The 18,763-nt window shown below is 35.2% G+C and carries 19 protein-coding genes; 14 read left to right on the top strand and 5 right to left on the bottom strand.

What is annotated here, in order from left to right:
* Positions 1–115 precede the first annotated feature (115 nt).
* The gene (gene lepB / locus SPD89_RS01575) at positions 116–640 is read left to right on the top strand and encodes a signal peptidase I (RefSeq protein ID WP_336260189.1); all 525 of its coding nucleotides are present in this window, start codon (positions 116–118) and stop codon (positions 638–640) included.
* 1,548 nt (positions 641–2,188) lie between these two features.
* On the opposite strand, the gene SPD89_RS01580 is transcribed toward lepB, so the two are convergent.
* From SPD89_RS01580 to SPD89_RS01590, 3 genes are all read right to left on the bottom strand, one after another.
* Entirely contained in the window at positions 2,189–3,553 is a 1,365-nt protein-coding gene (locus SPD89_RS01580) for a TrkH family potassium uptake protein (RefSeq protein ID WP_336260190.1), read from the bottom strand.
* A gap of 118 nt (positions 3,554–3,671) precedes the next feature.
* Positions 3,672–4,373, bottom strand: coding sequence for an MgtC/SapB family protein (locus SPD89_RS01585; protein WP_336260191.1), 702 nt, complete (start codon positions 4,371–4,373; stop codon positions 3,672–3,674).
* A gap of 369 nt (positions 4,374–4,742) precedes the next feature.
* Positions 4,743–5,150 carry a YwpF family protein gene (locus SPD89_RS01590; protein WP_336260192.1) on the bottom strand — a complete coding sequence of 136 codons (408 nt, stop codon included), beginning with the start codon at positions 5,148–5,150 and terminating at the stop codon, positions 4,743–4,745.
* 174 nt (positions 5,151–5,324) lie between these two features.
* Between SPD89_RS01590 and SPD89_RS01595 the strand changes: the two genes are divergently transcribed.
* The 10 genes from SPD89_RS01595 to SPD89_RS01640 all read left to right on the top strand — a co-directional run bounded on the left by SPD89_RS01595 (position 5,325) and on the right by SPD89_RS01640 (position 12,933).
* Positions 5,325–5,528 (top strand): DUF1657 domain-containing protein, encoded by a 204-nt coding sequence (locus SPD89_RS01595; RefSeq protein WP_336260193.1) that lies wholly within the window; start codon positions 5,325–5,327, stop codon positions 5,526–5,528.
* 31 nt (positions 5,529–5,559) lie between these two features.
* Positions 5,560–6,036: a YhcN/YlaJ family sporulation lipoprotein gene (locus SPD89_RS01600; RefSeq protein ID WP_336260194.1), complete on the top strand. Its 477-nt coding sequence runs from the start codon at positions 5,560–5,562 to the stop codon at positions 6,034–6,036.
* Positions 6,037–6,054: 18 nt separating this feature from the next.
* Complete coding sequence (gene spoVAC / locus SPD89_RS01605; protein ID WP_336260195.1) at positions 6,055–6,528, top strand: stage V sporulation protein AC; 474 nt, start codon at positions 6,055–6,057, stop codon at positions 6,526–6,528.
* 24 nt (positions 6,529–6,552) lie between these two features.
* The gene (gene spoVAD, locus SPD89_RS01610; protein ID WP_336260196.1) at positions 6,553–7,569 is read left to right on the top strand and encodes a stage V sporulation protein AD; all 1,017 of its coding nucleotides are present in this window, start codon (positions 6,553–6,555) and stop codon (positions 7,567–7,569) included.
* The gene (spoVAE, locus tag SPD89_RS01615) at positions 7,566–7,916 is read left to right on the top strand and encodes a stage V sporulation protein AE (RefSeq protein WP_336260197.1); all 351 of its coding nucleotides are present in this window, start codon (positions 7,566–7,568) and stop codon (positions 7,914–7,916) included. Before spoVAD ends, spoVAE begins: the two co-directional genes overlap by 4 nt.
* Positions 7,917–7,933: 17 nt before the next feature.
* Positions 7,934–8,134, top strand: a complete 201-nt coding sequence (locus SPD89_RS01620; RefSeq protein ID WP_336260198.1) for a DUF1657 domain-containing protein — start codon at positions 7,934–7,936, stop codon at positions 8,132–8,134.
* A 13-nt stretch (positions 8,135–8,147) separates the two neighbouring features.
* The gene (locus tag SPD89_RS01625) at positions 8,148–9,005 is read left to right on the top strand and encodes a DUF421 domain-containing protein (RefSeq protein ID WP_336260199.1); all 858 of its coding nucleotides are present in this window, start codon (positions 8,148–8,150) and stop codon (positions 9,003–9,005) included.
* Positions 9,006–9,193: 188 nt separating this feature from the next.
* Positions 9,194–10,291: a GerAB/ArcD/ProY family transporter gene (locus tag SPD89_RS01630; protein ID WP_336260200.1), complete on the top strand. Its 1,098-nt coding sequence runs from the start codon at positions 9,194–9,196 to the stop codon at positions 10,289–10,291.
* Complete coding sequence (locus tag SPD89_RS01635) at positions 10,284–11,780, top strand: spore germination protein (protein ID WP_336260201.1); 1,497 nt, start codon at positions 10,284–10,286, stop codon at positions 11,778–11,780. The genes SPD89_RS01630 and SPD89_RS01635 overlap by 8 nt, the downstream gene beginning before the upstream one ends.
* A gap of 10 nt (positions 11,781–11,790) precedes the next feature.
* Complete coding sequence (locus SPD89_RS01640) at positions 11,791–12,933, top strand: Ger(x)C family spore germination protein (protein WP_336260232.1); 1,143 nt, start codon at positions 11,791–11,793, stop codon at positions 12,931–12,933.
* 321 nt (positions 12,934–13,254) lie between these two features.
* On the opposite strand, the gene SPD89_RS01645 is transcribed toward SPD89_RS01640, so the two are convergent.
* Positions 13,255–13,740, bottom strand: a complete 486-nt coding sequence (locus SPD89_RS01645; RefSeq protein ID WP_336260202.1) for a hypothetical protein — start codon at positions 13,738–13,740, stop codon at positions 13,255–13,257.
* 10 nt (positions 13,741–13,750) lie between these two features.
* The gene (locus SPD89_RS01650) at positions 13,751–14,755 is read right to left on the bottom strand and encodes a DUF3231 family protein (protein WP_336260203.1); all 1,005 of its coding nucleotides are present in this window, start codon (positions 14,753–14,755) and stop codon (positions 13,751–13,753) included.
* Between the two features lie 161 nt (positions 14,756–14,916).
* On the opposite strand from SPD89_RS01650, the gene SPD89_RS01655 reads away from it, so the two are divergent.
* The 3 genes from SPD89_RS01655 to SPD89_RS01665 are packed head-to-tail and all read left to right on the top strand — an operon-like array spanning position 14,917 to position 18,750.
* Entirely contained in the window at positions 14,917–16,485 is a 1,569-nt protein-coding gene (locus tag SPD89_RS01655) for a spore germination protein (RefSeq protein WP_442961019.1), read from the top strand.
* Positions 16,485–17,597 carry a GerAB/ArcD/ProY family transporter gene (locus SPD89_RS01660; protein WP_336260205.1) on the top strand — a complete coding sequence of 371 codons (1,113 nt, stop codon included), beginning with the start codon at positions 16,485–16,487 and terminating at the stop codon, positions 17,595–17,597. Before SPD89_RS01655 ends, SPD89_RS01660 begins: the two co-directional genes overlap by 1 nt.
* The gene (locus SPD89_RS01665; protein ID WP_336260206.1) at positions 17,584–18,750 is read left to right on the top strand and encodes a Ger(x)C family spore germination protein; all 1,167 of its coding nucleotides are present in this window, start codon (positions 17,584–17,586) and stop codon (positions 18,748–18,750) included. The genes SPD89_RS01660 and SPD89_RS01665 overlap by 14 nt, the downstream gene beginning before the upstream one ends.
* The last annotated feature ends 13 nt before the right edge of the window (positions 18,751–18,763 follow it).

Consider the following 18,763-nt stretch of genomic DNA (forward strand, 5'->3'; position numbering starts at 1 on the left):
AGTAAGATTCACTATTTGTTTGAAAAAGTCTTTTTCAATAGTTTAAACTCGAAACAAAATCTCTGCTATGCTACTATAATAGAGGATTGTTTTAAAAAGAAAGGATGTCTTCAGTGTGGCTGAATCAAAAAAACAAAATGAATGGTTAGAATGGGGAAAAGCGATTATCATCGCCGTTATACTGGCATTCCTTTTACGAACATTTGTCTTTGCTACGTCAATTGTCGAAGGAGAAAGTATGCACCCAGCCCTTGAAGATGGCGAACGGATTGTTTTTAATAAGCTTATTTATATAATCTCTGAACCTGCACGAGGTGATATTATTATCATTCAACATCCACAAAAAAATTATGTAAAACGAATAATTGGTTTACCGAATGAGACGATTGAAATGAGAGATCACACCCTTTTTATTGACGGAGTTAAGCAAGATTCTACATTTGTTAATGAATATGATGAATTATTGACAGGTAATTTTGGTCCTATCGAAATTCCCGAAGACAGCTATTTTGTTATGGGGGATAATCGAGCAATTAGTAAAGACAGCAGGAATGGATTAGGCTTCATTGATCGCTCTGATATAATTGGAAGATCCGAATTTGTCATATATCCATTCAGCGAATGGCAAAAAACAAGGTAAAAAATAAGTTGTAATAAAAATCAATTAGAAAACTTTGTCATTCGTTAAAGAAAACATGCCCTCATCACTAGGGGTATGCCGACGTTAGGCGTAAAGCCTGTTCTTAGTCGGCCTTCCTTGGAGCCGTAATGGCGAAAGACAGAGGTAATATTGCACTGATGCTCTTGAGTGCAAGCCTTTAATGGCGAGTACCTTAGTTGCACTTATGCAGTAAGAAAGGTTTATACTTTCCTATCTGCCAAAAAAGGTCAAAACTTTTTAAAAGTATTTGACCTTTTTACTTTAGTCTAAGAAAGTCTAAACCCTCTAACAACTTTGTAAATAAATTATAATTTATTTACATTAATCCGCTTCACCCGAAAACGATTATATCTTTTATAATGTTTTACTCATGATCAAAAAGACAATAGCCTATGTTTAAAAAGGCAATAACTAAGCAAATAATTCCTAATGTTGTAATCCACATATCTATACGCATCCTTTCAAAGTTTGTCCAGTTAATATGTAGGTATAATCTTTATTCATCATACCAACTTTTTATTAAATTTGAAAGTAATTATATTATATTATACTTACCGATAAACTTCTATCAAAAATGACACAATTTTATCTACAATTTTATCTACTGATAAAGGTTTACTAATAGAGGATGTTCAAAAAGTCCAGTAAAAATGACACTACGAATTTCGCACGAATGCTCGTTTCTCCGCTACTCATGTATCTAAATACCTACATTCCGCTGCTCGAAACTGCACCGCCCCGAACTTCTGGATCCTTTTTATCCTCCTTTTTATACGAAAATGGACATCTGCTCTAATTTTGGCGCAATAAGCCCCCCTCCAAAAAAGATTTTACTTTTTTTGGAAATTAATCTTCTTAAAACAAATTCTTTTTTACTGTCCCTTTCGTATTTGTTAGGACTTGTTTCCGTCCTCGAGATTACTTGTGTCTATCGTAAGTTAAATTAACATATCATACCTGTTTTCACTAAGGTACTCGCCATGCATCCTCCTAAAACGTGGAGAGGTTGTATGTAATCGTCCTTCGCGATAGAAGTGATCTTTATGCCCCCATTTTCATACATTGTGGTGTCTAGCAAGACATAGGAGTTTTGAACACGCACTTATATAATATCCCTGAATTTGATCACAGTTAAAAAAACTAGTTGTTCCATCGTTTCTACCTTCTGCGGTTACCGAAACGTTTAATGAGTGCGATAAATAAATAATTGATGTTACAATTATTTTATTATGTCCATATCCTTCCATAACCATTCTTTCTATTTTTTATTTATTTAATTGGAAATAAACTTAAATATTTTAATGAGGAGTAACCACAGCAAGCAATTGAAACTCCAAGATCCCTAATTTTATCAACAGTGGAATTTCAAAAATAATATTTAATCCAGTTAAAGCTTCTAAAAAAAGGTGCAGCTTCATTCGCTTTTAAAATAGTTCCCTTTTTATTTATCATCATGATTGTGTCTGATAAAGATGTGAAAATCTTATCCAATAATGTTAAGGAAACTTCCATTATACCTTCTCTCTATTATCCAATAATGATTCTTTCTTTTGGATAACGAATATAATCATTTTGATTTTCTTTTCTAAATGTAAATAAGAATGTGACTAACCCAATTCTCCCGAGAAACATTAAGATCATTAACAATATTTTACTTACAGTCGTTAGCTCACTAGTAATCCCAAGTGATAGTCCTACAGTACCAAAAGCAGATGTTACTTCAAATAGTAGTTCATTTATTGAAAAAGGTTCAATAATGGAAATAATTAATAATGTTGAAAAGACAATTGCTATTGCTAGAATTGTAACTGTTACAGCTTTCATCAGATCTTGATCATAAATTTCCCTGTTAAAAACTTTGATCTTCTTCCCACCCCGAGCAAACGTGATAATAAAAATAACGACCAGTGCAAAGGTGGTTGTTCTTATTCCTCCGCCGGCACTGCTAGGAGAAGCTCCGATAAACATTAAAACTGACATAAAAAGATGATTTGATTCTGTTAAAAGACTCACATCCATCGTAGATAATCCCGCACTTCTCGTTGTAACAGATTGAAATAAAGCAAAAAAGATACTTTCATGCCAGCTTTTATCTTTAAAAAATTGATTTACATCTATTAAGTAAATAAAAGCAGCACCTAAAACGATAAGTACAAAAAATGTTGTCGTAGTTACTTTTGTAAACAAAGTAAAACGAAACCGTTGCTTCATTTTTCGTCTAGTTAATAAATATTGTTTCACCTCTATTAAAACTGGAAATCCGATTGCTCCAAATACGATCAATAACATAATAATAAATTGAACAAAATAATCATTTTTATAAGGAGCCAAGGAATTATTGGTTAAACTGAACCCACCATTAGATATCGCGCTAATCGTAGAAAAGAAACCATTATAATACGCTTCTGCAGGAGTTGGGAAATAACGCAAAAAATAAGTACCTAAAATAAGAAATCCTAATAACTCGATTGCCAAAACGACCAATAAAATTTGCTTAATTAATTCTACAATTCCACCAAATGTCGTTTGGTTTTGGTCTTGCATAATTAACCTTCGCTCAGAAAGCCCAATTTTCTTCCCTAAAAGTAACCATATAAACGTACTTACAGACATGACGCCAACAGCACCCAGCTGTAAAATAATTGCCAGAAATATTACTCCTGTTGTACTTAATGTATCTCCAACTGAGATTGTGCTAAGTCCAGTAACACTGAGCGCACTTACGGCTGTAAAAAGTACATCGATAAAAGGAACGTGTACACCTTCCTGGTAAGCTACTGGTAGAGACAAAACAATCGTTGATAAAATAATTGCAAAAAAATAAAAACATAATAAAAGTTGCGCAGGTGTTAATCGTTTAATCCACTGAAAAAAACTATTCTTACCTAACATAATTAAGAAACTCCTCTACCTATATATCGACAAAACATTTTTTAAATCAGTATAGCAAAAAGATAATTCCAATTCGACTTTTTAAACAAAATTAATATATAAAAACATCCTCTCTAAGTCATGAATTTAATTCGATTAAATCAATATTCTTTATTTTAGCTAACTTTTGGTAAAGTTCAGTAGGTTTTAAATCTTGATAGACTTTTACTTCTACCTCTACTACATAGTTGTTTACTTGCTTATCTTGTATATTAACCTTACCTAGTCTAACTACTTCTCTTTCAATTTGCTCAACAACTTCCTCAATATTTTCCCGACTGTTTAAAGTAACTGCGATTTGAAATTCTTTTAACTTAAGTTGTTCAAAGCCTAATCTGAAGATAATATATGGAATAATTTCGACACTAATTAATAAAAGTCCGACCCCAACAATTGCTTCGATGTAAAATCCTGCTCCAATTGCAACACCTATGCCCGCAGCACCCCAAACGATTGCAGCTGTCGTAAGACCAGAAATTGTATCATCTTCTCTTCTTAAAATCACTCCAGCACCTAAAAAGCCAACTCCTGTAACAATTTGTGCAGCCAATCTTAAAGGATCCATTCGAATTTCAGCCAAAGCTGAACCAGGTAATAAGTATGCTGACTGAATAGACACAATCGTTAATAAACAACTAACGATGGAAATAACTAAAATTGTTTTTAAACCTAAAGATTTTCTTTTTAATTCACGTTCTAGACCGATTAATAATCCGAGAATTGCCGAAATTAATAGCCGCAGTAACATCTCAAGGTGTACGTTAGTGATAATCTCTAACATCTTTTGTTCCTCCCTGAAGTTCAGACTGTCTTAAACTATACTTTACAAACGCACTAAACGCTCAATTTTTACGAAAAATCGATGAATGAAAGACTTGTGTTTCCGCTGAATAATTACTGAATAACGCTGGACAGATGACCAAAATCACATAATAGAGGATGTTCAAAGTCCGGTAAAAATGACACTGCGAATTTCGCACGAATGCTTGCTTCTCCGCTACTCATGTATCTAAATGCATACATTCCGCTGCCGGGAGCTTCGCCGCCTCGAACTTCTTGGTTCTTTTTATCCTCTTTTTTGAACACACATTAATTGATAATTCGTTTTCCTACAAATACGTGCCCGCTACAAAAGAAAACAGAGCTAATATTATATTAGCTCCTTAAATTTCTTCAAGAGTGACTCCCCTTGATATCCTTCTTCAATGATCATTTGTAGCATTTCTTCAATTCGACTCTTACGATGGTCAACGACTTCACCTTGAAAAAGCACATTGATTCTTTCTTCGTTTATTTCATTAATACCAATAATTTTTGTAATAAAAAAAGCAGGATCATTTTCTTCTCTAGTAATTTTCACTTGGATCATTAGCTCTTCTGCATTTTTTATCTGATTAAAATAAGATAAAAATTGATTATCTATATATGCCTCAATTAACCAGCCATATTTATCTTCTCGATTAATTACTAATCCATCACGAAGCGGAATCGTTTTTCGTTCAACGCCATCCTCTTCATTAGCCATAATTTTTAAGCCTTTTAATTTAAAGGTTTTCATACGAAACTCCCCTTCGCTTATTCGAATTCATATGTTTAAAATAGTTTATTTTATTAATAAAGTCAATAGCCTTATAAGTACCCTTGGAAAAAAGAGGATTAAACCACAATGCATAAATCATCTTATTTTTCCCATTATATACTTACTAACTTGTTTTTTAGAGGAGGAATAATCATGACAGTTGCTACCCAAGTTAGGCAAGCAATTGCTGGATTAAAAAGTGTACAAGCAAGCTTTGAACAATTTGCTCTTCAAACAGAAAATAAACAGGCAAAACAGATGTATCAAAATGCTGCTCGGCAAACAATGCAAGTACTTCAATCTGTAGAACCTCGTTTACAAGAAATTGAGCAAGAAGAACCGCAATATCGCCAATAAAAAATTTTATGATAAAAGTGAGGTGAAAAAATTGTACCTCAAGAAATTTTTTCTCCTATTTGTAGGTGTGTTTGTTTTAACCGCATGTTCTAATAATAATGCCAATCCAGATCAAATCCTTGAACCAACAGGTAACCGTGATCTTGAGCTAGTCAAACTGAAATCAAATGACAATATAGATCAAAATCCATCAAACCGAGCAAAAGAGTTAATAAGTGAAAAATACGATGAGGTATCCGCAGTGCGAGCAGTGAACCATAAAGATGACATACTTATTGCTATTGATGTCGATCATCACGAACGTTTTAATCTAGATGATATTGAAAAGAAAATAGAAAAACAAGTCCGAGATCAATATTCTGATTTAAAAGTGACCTTGTCAACAGATCAAAAAATATTAATCGAATTAGAAAAAATAGAATCAGACATTATGAATAATAAAATTTCTAGTGACCAACTAAAAAAGAAAATAGCAGAATTAAAAAGTTTATCGAAAGAACAAACGTAAGAAAGAGTGAGGAACTAAATGGCAGATCAAAAAAAGAAGCAGCTGCCTCCTGAAGCACAACAATATCAAACATTACAGAAGAATCGCGAAATAAAGCGACCAGTCTTTAAAAACTGCATAAAAGCTTTTTTAGTAGGAGGATTAATTTGTTTGATTGGGCAACTGATAACAACTTTTTATATTTATTATTTTGAGTTTACAGAACAAACTGCTGGAAACCCTACTGTTGCTACTCTCATCATAATTACGATGTTTTTAACTGGTTTAGGGATATATGATCATCTCGGTCAGTTTGCCGGTGCAGGTACAGCTGTTCCTGTTACCGGTTTTGCTAACGCAGTTATATCTTCGGCCATCGAGCATCGCACAGAAGGTTATATTCTTGGTGTTGGTGGGAATATGTTTAAACTTGCTGGACCAGTTATTGTATATGGGGTTTTTTCAGCTTTTGTTATTGCGCTTATAAAGACAATAATATTAAAGTTAATTTAAAAATTAATGTGGGGGTGTAATGAAATGTTAATGGGTCATAGCAGTTGGCAATTTAATAACCAGCCAGTTATTCTTTCCACTGGTGTTGTCGGCGGACCATTTGAAGCACAAGGAAAAATTGCTCACGATTTCGACATATTACATGAAGATATGTGGTTAAAACAAGATTCATTTGAAAAAGCCCAACAAATCTTGATGGAAGAAGCCAGTCAAATTGCTGTTAAAAAAGCTAATATCCAAAAAGGACAAGTAGATTATTTTATTAGTGGTGATCTCATTAACCAAATTACACCTTCTACTTTTGCTGCAAAGTCAGTTGATGCACCTTATTTAGGAATTTTTAGTGCATGTGCAACCTCTGCGGAGAGTTTAGCACTCGCTGCCTTAATTATTAATGCTGGTGGAGCGAATTATATTTTAAGTGGGACAGCTAGTCATAATGCGTCCGCAGAAAGACAGTTCCGTTATCCAACAGAATATGGTGGTCAAAAACCACCGACCGCCCAGTGGACAGTGACTGGAGCTGGTTGTGCACTCGTTGCTCCATCTGGAGACGGACCTGTCATCACTACTGCAACGATTGGAAAAGTTGTCGATATGGGAATGACTGACCCTTTTAATATGGGAGGAGCAATGGCACCCGCTGCAGTGGACACGATTGTTCGCCACTTAACAGATAGAAATATAGATGCCGATTATTATGATCTTATCATTACCGGTGATCTTGGAAAAGTCGGACGAGAAGCTTCATATGATTTACTTAAAGAAAAAGGAATTGAACTTGATGCAAAAAAATATGTTGACAGTGGTTTAACGGTCTATAAGGAAAACCAACCAGTCAACGCTGGTGGTAGTGGAACAGCTTGTTCGGCAATCGCAACATATGGCCATTTTCTAAATCGTATGAAAGAAGGAAAATTGAACCGCATTTTATTGGTTGCAACCGGTGCCCTACACTCTCCGATGAGTGTGCAACAAAATAATTCAATACCTTGTATTGCTCATGCTGTATCAATTGAATCTCGAGGTGATGGGTCATGATTTTTTTCTGGGCATTTGTCGTTGGCGGACTAATATGTGTTATCGGGCAAATTATGTTTGACGTATTTAAATTAACCCCTGCACATACGCTTACAACACTCGTAGTATTAGGCGCTATCCTCGACGGGTTGGGATTATATGAACCATTAATTAATTTTGCCGGCGCAGGAGCAACAGTTCCGATTACAAGCTTTGGAAATTCACTCGTACACGGTGCAATGGCCGAAGCGGAAAAACACGGTCTAATCGGCGTGATTACCGGGATTTTCGAAGTAACAAGTGCTGGTATTTCATCTGCAATTATTTTTGGTGTCATTGCTTCACTAATCTTTAAACCAAAAGGATAGGATGTGACATTTAGGAGATGACAGTTGGATCAAATGTAAAAGGAAGTTATTTTTCCGTAAAAAGTGCTGAAGCAGGTCTAGAGCAATTAGCAATTAAAACGAATAATGAAGAAGCAAAAAAAGCTTTTTATGATGCACAATATCTTCTCTCTCAAGTTAGAGAAGACCTAAAAAAACAAGTGCAATTTTTAGCACGCGAAGAAGCTCAGTATAAGTAAAGGAGAGACTGCGATGCCTGATTGGTTAAATATTTTTTTTCGATCCATATTTCTCGTTTTCACTTTATTTTTATTAACGAAATTTCTTGGCAAAAAACATATTTCCCAATTAAGTATTTTTGATTACATTAATGGCTTTGTTTTGGGTGGGATCGGCGCTATTATTACTGTTCATAGAGATGTGCCTGTTTTACATGGACTTATCGCAATACTCGTATGGTTTATCATCCCATTTAGTATTGATTACTTGGCTCTAAAAAGTAAAAGAATTAGAGATTTTGTTCAAGGGAAAAGTACCGTTATCATACAAGACGGTAAAATAATGGAAGAAAATTTAAAAAAGGAATTTTTCTCAACGGATGATTTATTAGTGCATTTAAGAGAGAAAGATATTTTTCATGTTGCCGATGTTGAATTTGCTTTACTGGAACCAACTGGAAAGTTTAGTGTATTACCAAAAACGGAAAAGCAACCATTAACTGCAAAATCCTTAAACATAAAGCTTGCTCCTAAAAAAGAACCACAAACCGTCATAATGGACGGAAAAATGTTATTGGAACCTCTGGCAAATTTAAATTTGAACCCGGCTTGGCTAGAAACTGAACTGGCAAAATTGAATGTGACAATAGAAAATGTTTTTTTAGCTCAAGCAGATAGTGACAGTCAATTAACCGTTGATTTATATGATGACAAACTTGCTGTACCGAATCCGACTGAAAAGCCGCTTCTTTTAGCGACTCTCAAAAAAACACAAGCAGACTTAGAATTATATGCGTTAGAAACAGAAAATGAACAGTCAAAAAAATTATATCAGGATAATGCCAAAAGGTTAGAAGAAGCAATTACCCTTGTCGAACCGTATTTACAATAAAGATACACTTCACCTTGAAGAACGCAATGATCCGCAAAGACTGCTATTTATCCGAAAAAAATCACGGTTTATACGGAAAGACCGCAGTTTATCATAAAATCTATAAAAACTAATCTAAAAGTTTCGTATAACTACTACCAACAATATCCATACTAAGCGTTAGAACTAACAAATGGATTTTGGTGGATATGAAAAATAATGAGACGGTTTCTATATTACAAATTATATTATTACTGATGATGGCTATCGGATTAAAAAACCATGTGATCGTAATCCCTCCTTTACTGAAAGAAGGAGGTCGAGACGCTTGGATCGCTGTCATTGTCATGTCCTTCCTCTTCCTTATTTGGGGGATATTACTTATTTACATTTACAAAGCGATGAAGGGCAAACATATTCAAATATGGCTTGAAGATAGCGTTGGCAAACTCTTCACTAACCTATTGCTTTACATAATTAGTATTTATTTACTTATCGTGGCTGCAGCAACATTAAAAGAAACTGTTTTATGGACGAACGTATCTTATTTAAATGAAACCCCTCCCCTTGTTTTAACGATTGCTTTTATTGTCCCTTGCATGTTGGCTGCCCTGACTAATATACAAACAATTACGATTACCAACTTTTTCTTTTTAGTACTTGTCGTTGTCTTTGGTCATTTTGTTTCTATTTCTAACATCGAGCATAAGGATCATTCCTTATTATTACCAATTTTGGAGCATGGGTATATGCCAGTTCTAAAAGCAATGATTTACCAAGGAACTGGCATGATTGAATTAATTATCCTGCTTTTCTTACAACATCAATTTAAATCAAAATTTCGATATCGACATTATTTGGTCCTTGTCGTTATCCTAACGTGGTTGACTTTAGGCCCGTTAATTGGGGCAATCGTTGAATTTGGACCAAAACAAGCTGCAATGCAACGCTATCCTGCTTATGAAGAATGGGGACTGGCGAGGGTAGGTACGTATATTGAACATGTAGATTACTTGTCCATATACCAATGGCTATCTGGCGCATTCATCCGAATTACACTGCTCTTATTTGCAATTAGAACCCTTCTTAATAAAAAAAACAAAACAACCAATGTATGGATCGTCTTAGTTTCATCGTTTATTTTAGGAGCAATTGTCATGTATCCAATCGATGAAAGAAAATTTTTCGATGTGCTAATCGATTTATTATTACCTTTCACATTTTGGTTCTTTCTCGTATTTTCTTTCATTTTAGGTATTATTGCATACCTTTATCGCAAAAAACAAGGAGATGAAAAAAATGTCTAAAGAAAATAAACCGCAAATTTCGATATCTGAAAAAATAGATACATTCACAGAACAAACAATTCGCAGTCTTTTTTCAAGCAATCCGGACGTGACATTGCAAACATTTTCTTTTGAAGATAATGTAGTGACATTTGTAACTTGTGAAGGCATGGTTGATGAAAATGTCATCAATAATGTTGTCTATGAACGGATTGTGTATTTTTTTAAAAATAGACAACATAAAAAAATAACTTTAGATGAAATTAATCATTCACTCTATTTACCAGGGATAGCTCGAGTGAAAAAGAAAGAAAAACTCATTGCAGATGTTTTCACTGGAAAACTGATGATATTTTTTCATAACGAACAATTTCTTTTTTCAGTTGATGTTTCTAAACGGCCTCAACGGAAACCCGAAGAAACGAGTACTGAAGTGTCCATCAAAGGACCAAGAGATGATTTTATTGAAGATATTGTCACAAATATTGCATTGATTCGAAAACGGCTACGTACTAATTCTCTTGCCATTAAAAAATATGAACTCGGTTCCCGCACACAAACCCAAGTTGCAGTCCTTTATATAGACGACATTGTAAACCAAGATATTTTGACGACAATTGATAAGAAAATACAACGAATCGATATAGATGGAATTTATAGCGGAACACAATTAAAAGAACTACTATCTGATCGAATATTAACATTTTATCCTCTATTCCATTATAGCGGACGCCCTGATTTTGCTGTCCATAGTCTTTTGACTGGACGAATTATCATTCTTGTTGACGGTGTGCAATATGCCATCATCGCGCCGGTTAATTTATCATTTTTATTAAAGAGCGCTGAAGATAGTGAAAATATTTATCTGTTTAATTCTTTTGAACGGTTAATCCGCATTGTAGGTATCATAATCGCAATATTCCTTCCAGGTTTTTGGGTTGCATTAAGTAGCTTCCACCAAGATCAAATTCCCATTTCTTTTTTAGGAACAATTATTGAATCAAGAAAAGGGGTACCAATACCAGCACCGCTTGAAGCAATACTTATGGTGTTGCTATTTGAATTTTTCCGAGAAGCCGGTGTTAGACTACCCGTTGCCATTGGTTCCACATTAAGTGTTGTAGGCGGATTGATCATTGGAGATGCGGCAATTCGAGCTGGGATCGCAAGCCCTTTAATGATTGTACTCATTGCTACCTCCGCTGTGGCTACGTACACCCTTGTTAGTTTATCGTTACATGGGATCGTTTCGATTTTACGGTTTTTCGTCATTATTTGTGCTTCTTTTCTCGGACTGTTCGGCTTCTTTATTTCTCTATTTCTTATTGTCTTTTATGCAGCGAATATACAAACATTCGGCGTTCCATATCTAACTGTTCCAAATCAATTTAACTTGCAACAATTTAATGAAATGATGAAAACATTTTTCCGTCTACCAGTAAGTAAATATTCGAAACGGCCAAGGATGCTAAACACGATGGATGATACGGCAAAACCGGACGAGGAGTGAGGTTTTGACTATGAATTACAAAGTGCTAATCATTGTTGTCATGCTTTTTTTGTTAGTCGGATGCTGGAATATCGAAGAAGCTGATCGCTTGGATTACGTTCATGGAATTGGCATTGATTACGAGGACGGAAAAATTAAAATATACTTGCAAATAGTGAACCTAGGCAATCTTGGGACACCAGATGTTGCCGCAACCGGAGAAAGTCAAGTTACGATTGCACATGCGAGTGCTGAAGATATGGAAAGTGCTATTTTTGAAATTTATAAATCGGCACAAAAAAAATTATATTGGGGACATACCACATTTATTATGCTTTCAGAAGCGGCACTTGAACATAATAAATTGAAAGAAGTTCTCGATTTAATTAATCGATTTCCCGAGACTAGATATCGAATTCGGATATTTGCTACGAAAAGTAAAATAACAGAATTGATGGAGGTTTCTCCTATTTTTCAAGGGTCACCAATCTTTTCAAGGTTGACCGATTTGAATAATGAATATGAACAAAGTTCTTGGATGAAACCATTGACAAACCGGGAACTTATCATTTCTTTGGACGAGCCGGGTCATAATGGCATCATTCCGACTGTCCGTCTTGCTGAAAACACATGGCAATCAGAAAAAGAACCGGAACCAATGGTTGAAGCATTAGGTATAGCGAGCGTGTCCGCAGATGAATTTCATGGCTTTATTTTAGGAAAAGATGTAAATGGTCTCAGGTGGATACAAGAAAAATCAAAACGGGGAAATGTTACTATCTTCAATAAAGGAAAACCCGCTGCAGGGGTTGTCATTGTTAAACCTGAAACAAAATTTGACATAAATACAGAAGGAGATAAAGTAACATTTCACGCTAAATTTAAAGCAAAAGGTATGATTAATGAAATGTTGCAAAATGTTGATCAAAAGTTTATTATCGAGGAACTTAAAAAACGAATTAAAAAAGAAATAATGCAAACATATCGAAGCGGCCTTGAGATTGATAGTGATGTTTATCGTTTGTCGGAAACGTTATACCGTAAAGATGTAAAAACGTGGAAAAAATTGGAGAAAGATGGGAAAATACCTTTAGACGAAAAGTCGTTACAAATAGAAGTCAATCTTGATCTCGTTAATTCAAAATTAAATAAGACGGAACCAATTATTGAATAACGTTTAGAATCACCATCTATCATGAAAAAGGTTTGTTTTCATACAAATAAAACTTTTCTTGACTCGCTCACTTGCTAAAAACGCACGTCCCGGGGACTGGGACTGCGATTACTGGTCCCTTCGAAGAGCATTTACAGTTTCGTTCGTCCCGCCGAAAAGCGTTTGTCTCAGGCGCCAGTACCTGCACGTCCTGGGACTGCGCATTCGCTCTTCCCATCGTAAAAATTTGTGCTCGTAAATGCAACTCATACTCTCGCCATAAAAAAGGCTTGGCGATAAGCCAAGTTTTCTAATGAGCTATAAAATCCGAAAAAAATGCTATCATTCTCCCTTTTCTAATAGTATCCGCTTAATTATGTACCTGATCCCCAACCCTACTAAAAAGCCTATAATCATACCAATAATCGGTAAAAAAATTGGTCCAATCAAATAGCTAAACAATGTAAATCGAGCCGAATAAATGACTCCTAACGTTCCAAAATAAGCGGAAAATACAAATGGTACATATACAAACGGATGCTCTCCACCCCCAGCATCCCGATACGCATCCCAGATGGCAAAGAGATACAGACATGGATAAAACATGAGCCACAAAAAATCTGCCTTGTCAATTGCTTCTTGCATTTCACCTAAAAAACTGTGCAAAATAACAACATTGATTTTCCCTTTCACATTAACGATAAATTCAAGAACGATTAATATAAAAGCTTTAAAATATTTCCGATTCAATAATTGCCCAAATCCTGGTAAAGCAATGCTCCAAAGTATAACTTCACCTATTTCAGCAACCTTATTTGTGTTCTTCATCCACCTAACCCTATTTCGCTAATTCTTTTCGATCTGCAGCCATCGGAGGTTGTTCCATCCAACCATTTTTAATTAAAATTTCTGCACCATCATCAGAATATTGAGCAATTTCAGCGATTAAACGAGTATAGTGAACACCTAAATCCCGTCTTGGACTAATGGACATAGAGACACCATAACCACCTATACTAGAAGCGATAAGGTTTGTAATAAATGTCATCATTAGTTTATCGGAAAAAGGGGCTTCTGTTGAATCTGTTACTTCAGATGTTAAAACGTTGGCAGAGTTCGGTAAGTATTCATCATTTAATATAGTAGAAAAAATATCCAAATGCTTTCCGGAAATCTCACGTCCTCGTTCAAAAAAGCGTCTAACCTCTTTGGATTTTGCTACTTGACTAAATGCCGTAATAACTGCCTGACCTAATGCATTACGCTTTGAATGAAAGACAAGTTGGGAAATTTCTATCCCGAGGAGTGGTCTTTTTCCTCCAAGCCAACCTGCTAAAAAACTCTCTTTTGTAACATATTCTACCTGTTTTGGTGTAGGAATTTTTGGAGCTCGATTATATATTCCTTTTGCTTTTGCCAATTCTTTCGCACGCATTTCCAACTTTTGTATATCTTGCATCACCTCAAAATAAAATTCTTGTACATCGACCTTTACTGCATCTAACATTGGGTAACTGAAATGCGTTAATTCCATTTTTAGTTTTTCTAAGCAGTATTCCAAATAAAGAATATCCGAAAACAAGCGTGGCGCTTTCAAATTAACGTCGTCATCTGTAAAGCCTTCTGGTACTGGATAGTCCTCTTTCATAAATATATCCTTCACTCGGTCGATTCTTTTAATGGTTAGTCTCAACATTTCTTCCAATATTTCTTGTATCTGTTTATCGTCTACATGTTGAAGGAAAAATCTAATTCCGCACTTTTGTAATGTTTCACTTTGATAAGTCATCCATAAGCTAGAAATCTCTCCACTCGTTAATTCTGTTATTTCTTCTTTGTTCACTTTTAACAGTCCTCTCCTTACTATTTCCTTCCCTATGTTGCCACAAACCCCTTGTTTTATTCATAAGAATGGTACACGGAGTATTTTATAATCTAAATGTATAGATATTAACAAAATTGGGAAAAAGAAGACGACACAATTAATTTGATTAGGGGGATAATATGGTGTTTCGTTCATTTTTTAACAGAAGAAGGGAAACAATAACTATTCGAGGGAATGAAAAGGAAACAAAAAAAGAAAACCTTTCACTTAAGGTTAATAAAACATTACAGATAAATATTGAAAATTTAAGAAATATGCTAGATAACCCAGATAACTTAAAAATTCGTGAACTAAAGCTCGGTGATGCTGAGGTAAAATGTGCGGTTGTCTATATTGATGGGTTAGTTGATGAACAATCGATTCAACATAATGTTCTAGGAAGTTTGCAAGTCACAAAAGATGATAAGTACCCAACAGAAGCAAGGAGTATACTGGACTTTATATATTGGAAACTTATTGGAGACACAAATATACAAAAAGGAGAATCCTTCGATGATCTATCTTTTAATTTATTATCAGGCTTTACAATACTTTTTATTGATGGAATTGCTACAATTTTAATGATCGATACGGCTGGTGGTGAATTTCGTTCGATCGAGGAGCCTGTTACCGAAACATTAATCCGTGGCCCTCGAGAAGGGTTTATCGAAAGTGTCCAACGAAATGTAGCGATGATTCGTCGCCGAATAAAAGATCCTAATCTACGCTTCAAAACGTATCAAACGGGACGAAGAGCTAAAAAAAGTATTGTTGTTACGTATGTGGATGGAATTATCGATCCTAAATTATTAAAAGAGGTAGATCGCCGTTTAAAAACAATTGATATAGACATTGTCCCAGAAACTGGCTATATCGAAGAATGGATTGAGGATAGTTTTTTATCGCCATTTCCACAATTTTCAAATACGGAGCGACCAGATAAAGTTATCGCTGCAATAATGCAAGGGAAAGTTGCTATTATGCTCGATGGTACACCGTTTGCTTTAATTGCACCAGTTAATTTTTCCAATGTGCTTCAATCACCGGAAGATTACTATGAACGTTGGACGATTGGAAGTTTACTAAGAGTTTTACGTTATTTGGGAGCATTTATTTCTGTCTTTTTACCTTCGTTGTATATTGCCTTAATTTCTTTACAACCCGGGATGATTCCGTCAAGCCTCGTCTTTTCCATCGCTGCAACACGTGAAGGAGTTCCCTTCCCTCCTATTGCAGAAGCACTTATGATGGTAATTACGATGGAATTATTACAGGAAGCGGGGGCAAGACTGCCACAGACCATTGGACAAACGATTGGCATTGTCGGTGGGCTTGTCATTGGAGAGGCGGCGGTGCAAGCTGGTATAGTAAGTCCAATCATGGTCATCGTCGTTGCCCTTACCGCGATTGCAAACTTTTCTATTCCGTCATATAGTGTTGCTATTTCATTTCGTATCGTCCGTTTCGGATTTATGTTTGCGGCAGCTGTATTTGGGATGTTCGGTATCATTTTAGTCTATATAATGATCAATATCCATTTTGTCAATCTCAAAAGTTTTGGTGTACCATATTCCGCCCCATTTGCACCATTTTTCTCAAACGATTGGCATGATGTCGTCATTCGTAGTCCTATTCAAACGATAAAAAAGCGACCGGACTATTTGTCCTCAGAAGATAAAATTTCTTTGGATAATCAAGGTGAGAAATAATGAATCCGTTTAAATATAGTGATGTACAACTAAGTGAAAGCGAGTATGTGATTGCCCTTCCTTCTGCCTTAATCGGAGTTGCCGTCCTTTCTTTGCCTAGGGAAGTCGCTAAGGTCACCTCATTTAGCGATGGTTGGGTCTCCATTTTGCTAGCCGGAATTATCTTTACTTTTATTGCTATAATGGGAGTGAAATTAGCCGCCCTTTTTCCCGAAAAATCGTTTTTGTCATACACATCTTTTTTAGTTAGCCGACCAGTGGCAATTGGAATTGCTTTTATCAATATCCTTATTGCATTATTTATAGTTGCCTTTTCTACACGAGCCCTCGCTTCCATTTCACAGCAATACTTGTTTGAACATACACCAATGGAAGTGTTGGCACTTTCATTTTTGCTCGTAGTTATTTACGCTGTCTCGGGGTCAAGAGTCGGTATTTTTCGATTAAATGTGCTTTTTCTTCCAATCATTTTATTTGCATTTTTATTCGTATTACTTTTTAACATAAAATGGTTTAATGCAGCAAACGTTTTTCCGATGTTCCAATCGGATTTAACTGATTATCTCAACGGAATAACGAAAACATTTGAAGCATATGTTGGATTTGGGATCGTACTTTTTTATTTCGTTTTTATTAAAAATCCTGCAAATGTTACAAAAAAAGTTACCATTGGAATGAGTGTGACTATTGCTTTCTATATGATTATTTTTTTAGGTTGCATCAGCGTCTTTGGAAATGCCGTTACAGGAAACATGCATTATCCGACCATTGAACTGGCAAAACGAGTAGACATTCCGGGTGCCATCCTTGAACGAATTGATGCAGTCGTTTTCACCATTTGGATCATGGCGATATTTAATTCAACAGCTATTTCATTGGATTTAGGTGTTTTGCTGTTATCTTCGATTTTTAAAAAGATGAAAAAAAGAATACTTACTTTTATTTTGTCGCCAATTGTTTATTTCCTAGCTTTGTTTCCGCAACAGTTTGACCAGGCTAGAAAAATAGCAAGTCTATTAAGTCAATTTAATATATACTTTACATGTACGATGATTTTAGGCTTATTTTTAATCGCAAAAATTCGAGGTGTTAAAAGCCGTGATAAAATATAAATCATTCTATTTTCTATGCTTATGTTTCATCCTTCTTACTGGCTGCTGGGATGTCATCAATATCGAGGAGCGGGGATTTATAATTGGAACTGCAATTGATATAGAAGAAGACGGTGATGAAAAACAACCTGAATATATAGTTACAAACCAGATGGTGATACCTGCTGGAATCGCTAATCAAAACCAAGGAGGCGTAGGTGGAGAGGAGAAAGCTTTTTTAAATTTCACTTCAAAAGGGAAAAGTATTTATGAAGTCAATGAAGAATTATCGGCTATTTCTAGTAAAACTCCATTTTATGAACATTTAGCCATCCTTGTTATTTCAGAAGATGTTGCTAGAAAAGAACATTTATTTTCAGACTTGATTGACATATATATTCGTGATGTCGATATGCGCCGAGGAATCAAGGTTATCGTTTCTGAAGCAGATGCAAAACAGCTTCTTGATTTTACAACTCCGGAGGACAAACTACCAGCAAGGCATATCGACGAATTACTGGATCATAGCACTAAAGAGATTGGAGTTCTAAGGTCAAAAAGAGTCGGAGATATTGAAGAATATCATATACGAGAAAAGAGTTTTGTATTACCTCTACTTCATGTAAATGAATATGTGGACTATAAAGCCGGAGCAGTTTTTCATGGACCAAAAGATAAAATGGTCGGAATTTTTCATGCAGAAGAAATGCAAGGACTCGAAATGATGAAAACGAAAGCAATCGAGAAAGTAATTGAATTTACTTATAAAGACTATGTGTTTGCACTAGAAGTAAATGATTTAAATAATAAATTGGCAGTAGACCCAAGCAATATTGATGAGATCAAGGTAACCATCGATATTGAAATAGAAGGAATTATTAAAGAATCCTTCGGCAAAATAGACTTGACCAAACCCTCCGAACTAAAAGCAATTCAAAAAGCTGTTTCCGAACAAGTAAAGGATTCGGTTGAAAAAGCAATCAAGAAAGGACAGGAAGAGCTAGGAACAGATGTATTTAATATATGGCAAAATTTAGAGACAAAACATTATGATACATGGAAGAATATCAAGGACGATTGGGAAAAAGGCGAATATTATTTTAAAAAAGCAACATTCGAAGTGAATGTGGTTACGGATGTTTTCTCAATGGGTACGACCAACAAAACAGATTAAAGGAGGAGTAGCA

It is taken from the genome of Pseudogracilibacillus sp. SO30301A, from assembly GCF_037072025.1.
Classification (GTDB): domain Bacteria; phylum Bacillota; class Bacilli; order Bacillales; family Amphibacillaceae; genus Pseudogracilibacillus.

Excerpts from the sequence above, each read along its gene's own strand:
- SPD89_RS01580 (WP_336260190.1), bottom strand. The coding sequence starts at position 3,553 with ATGTTAGGTAAGAATAGTTTTTTTCAGTGGATTAAACGATTAACACCT.
- SPD89_RS01585 (WP_336260191.1), bottom strand. The coding sequence starts at position 4,373 with ATGTTAGAGATTATCACTAACGTACACCTTGAGATGTTACTGCGGCTA.
- SPD89_RS01590 (WP_336260192.1), bottom strand. The coding sequence starts at position 5,150 with ATGAAAACCTTTAAATTAAAAGGCTTAAAAATTATGGCTAATGAAGAG.
- SPD89_RS01595 (WP_336260193.1), top strand. The coding sequence starts at position 5,325 with ATGACAGTTGCTACCCAAGTTAGGCAAGCAATTGCTGGATTAAAAAGT.
- spoVAC (WP_336260195.1), top strand. The coding sequence starts at position 6,055 with ATGGCAGATCAAAAAAAGAAGCAGCTGCCTCCTGAAGCACAACAATAT.
- spoVAD (WP_336260196.1), top strand. The coding sequence starts at position 6,553 with ATGTTAATGGGTCATAGCAGTTGGCAATTTAATAACCAGCCAGTTATT.
- spoVAE (WP_336260197.1), top strand. The coding sequence starts at position 7,566 with ATGATTTTTTTCTGGGCATTTGTCGTTGGCGGACTAATATGTGTTATC.
- SPD89_RS01620 (WP_336260198.1), top strand. The coding sequence starts at position 7,934 with ATGACAGTTGGATCAAATGTAAAAGGAAGTTATTTTTCCGTAAAAAGT.
- SPD89_RS01625 (WP_336260199.1), top strand. The coding sequence starts at position 8,148 with ATGCCTGATTGGTTAAATATTTTTTTTCGATCCATATTTCTCGTTTTC.
- SPD89_RS01630 (WP_336260200.1), top strand. The coding sequence starts at position 9,194 with ATGAAAAATAATGAGACGGTTTCTATATTACAAATTATATTATTACTG.
- SPD89_RS01635 (WP_336260201.1), top strand. The coding sequence starts at position 10,284 with ATGTCTAAAGAAAATAAACCGCAAATTTCGATATCTGAAAAAATAGAT.
- SPD89_RS01640 (WP_336260232.1), top strand. The coding sequence starts at position 11,791 with ATGAATTACAAAGTGCTAATCATTGTTGTCATGCTTTTTTTGTTAGTC.
- SPD89_RS01645 (WP_336260202.1), bottom strand. The coding sequence starts at position 13,740 with ATGAAGAACACAAATAAGGTTGCTGAAATAGGTGAAGTTATACTTTGG.
- SPD89_RS01655 (WP_442961019.1), top strand. The coding sequence starts at position 14,917 with ATGGTGTTTCGTTCATTTTTTAACAGAAGAAGGGAAACAATAACTATT.
- SPD89_RS01660 (WP_336260205.1), top strand. The coding sequence starts at position 16,485 with ATGAATCCGTTTAAATATAGTGATGTACAACTAAGTGAAAGCGAGTAT.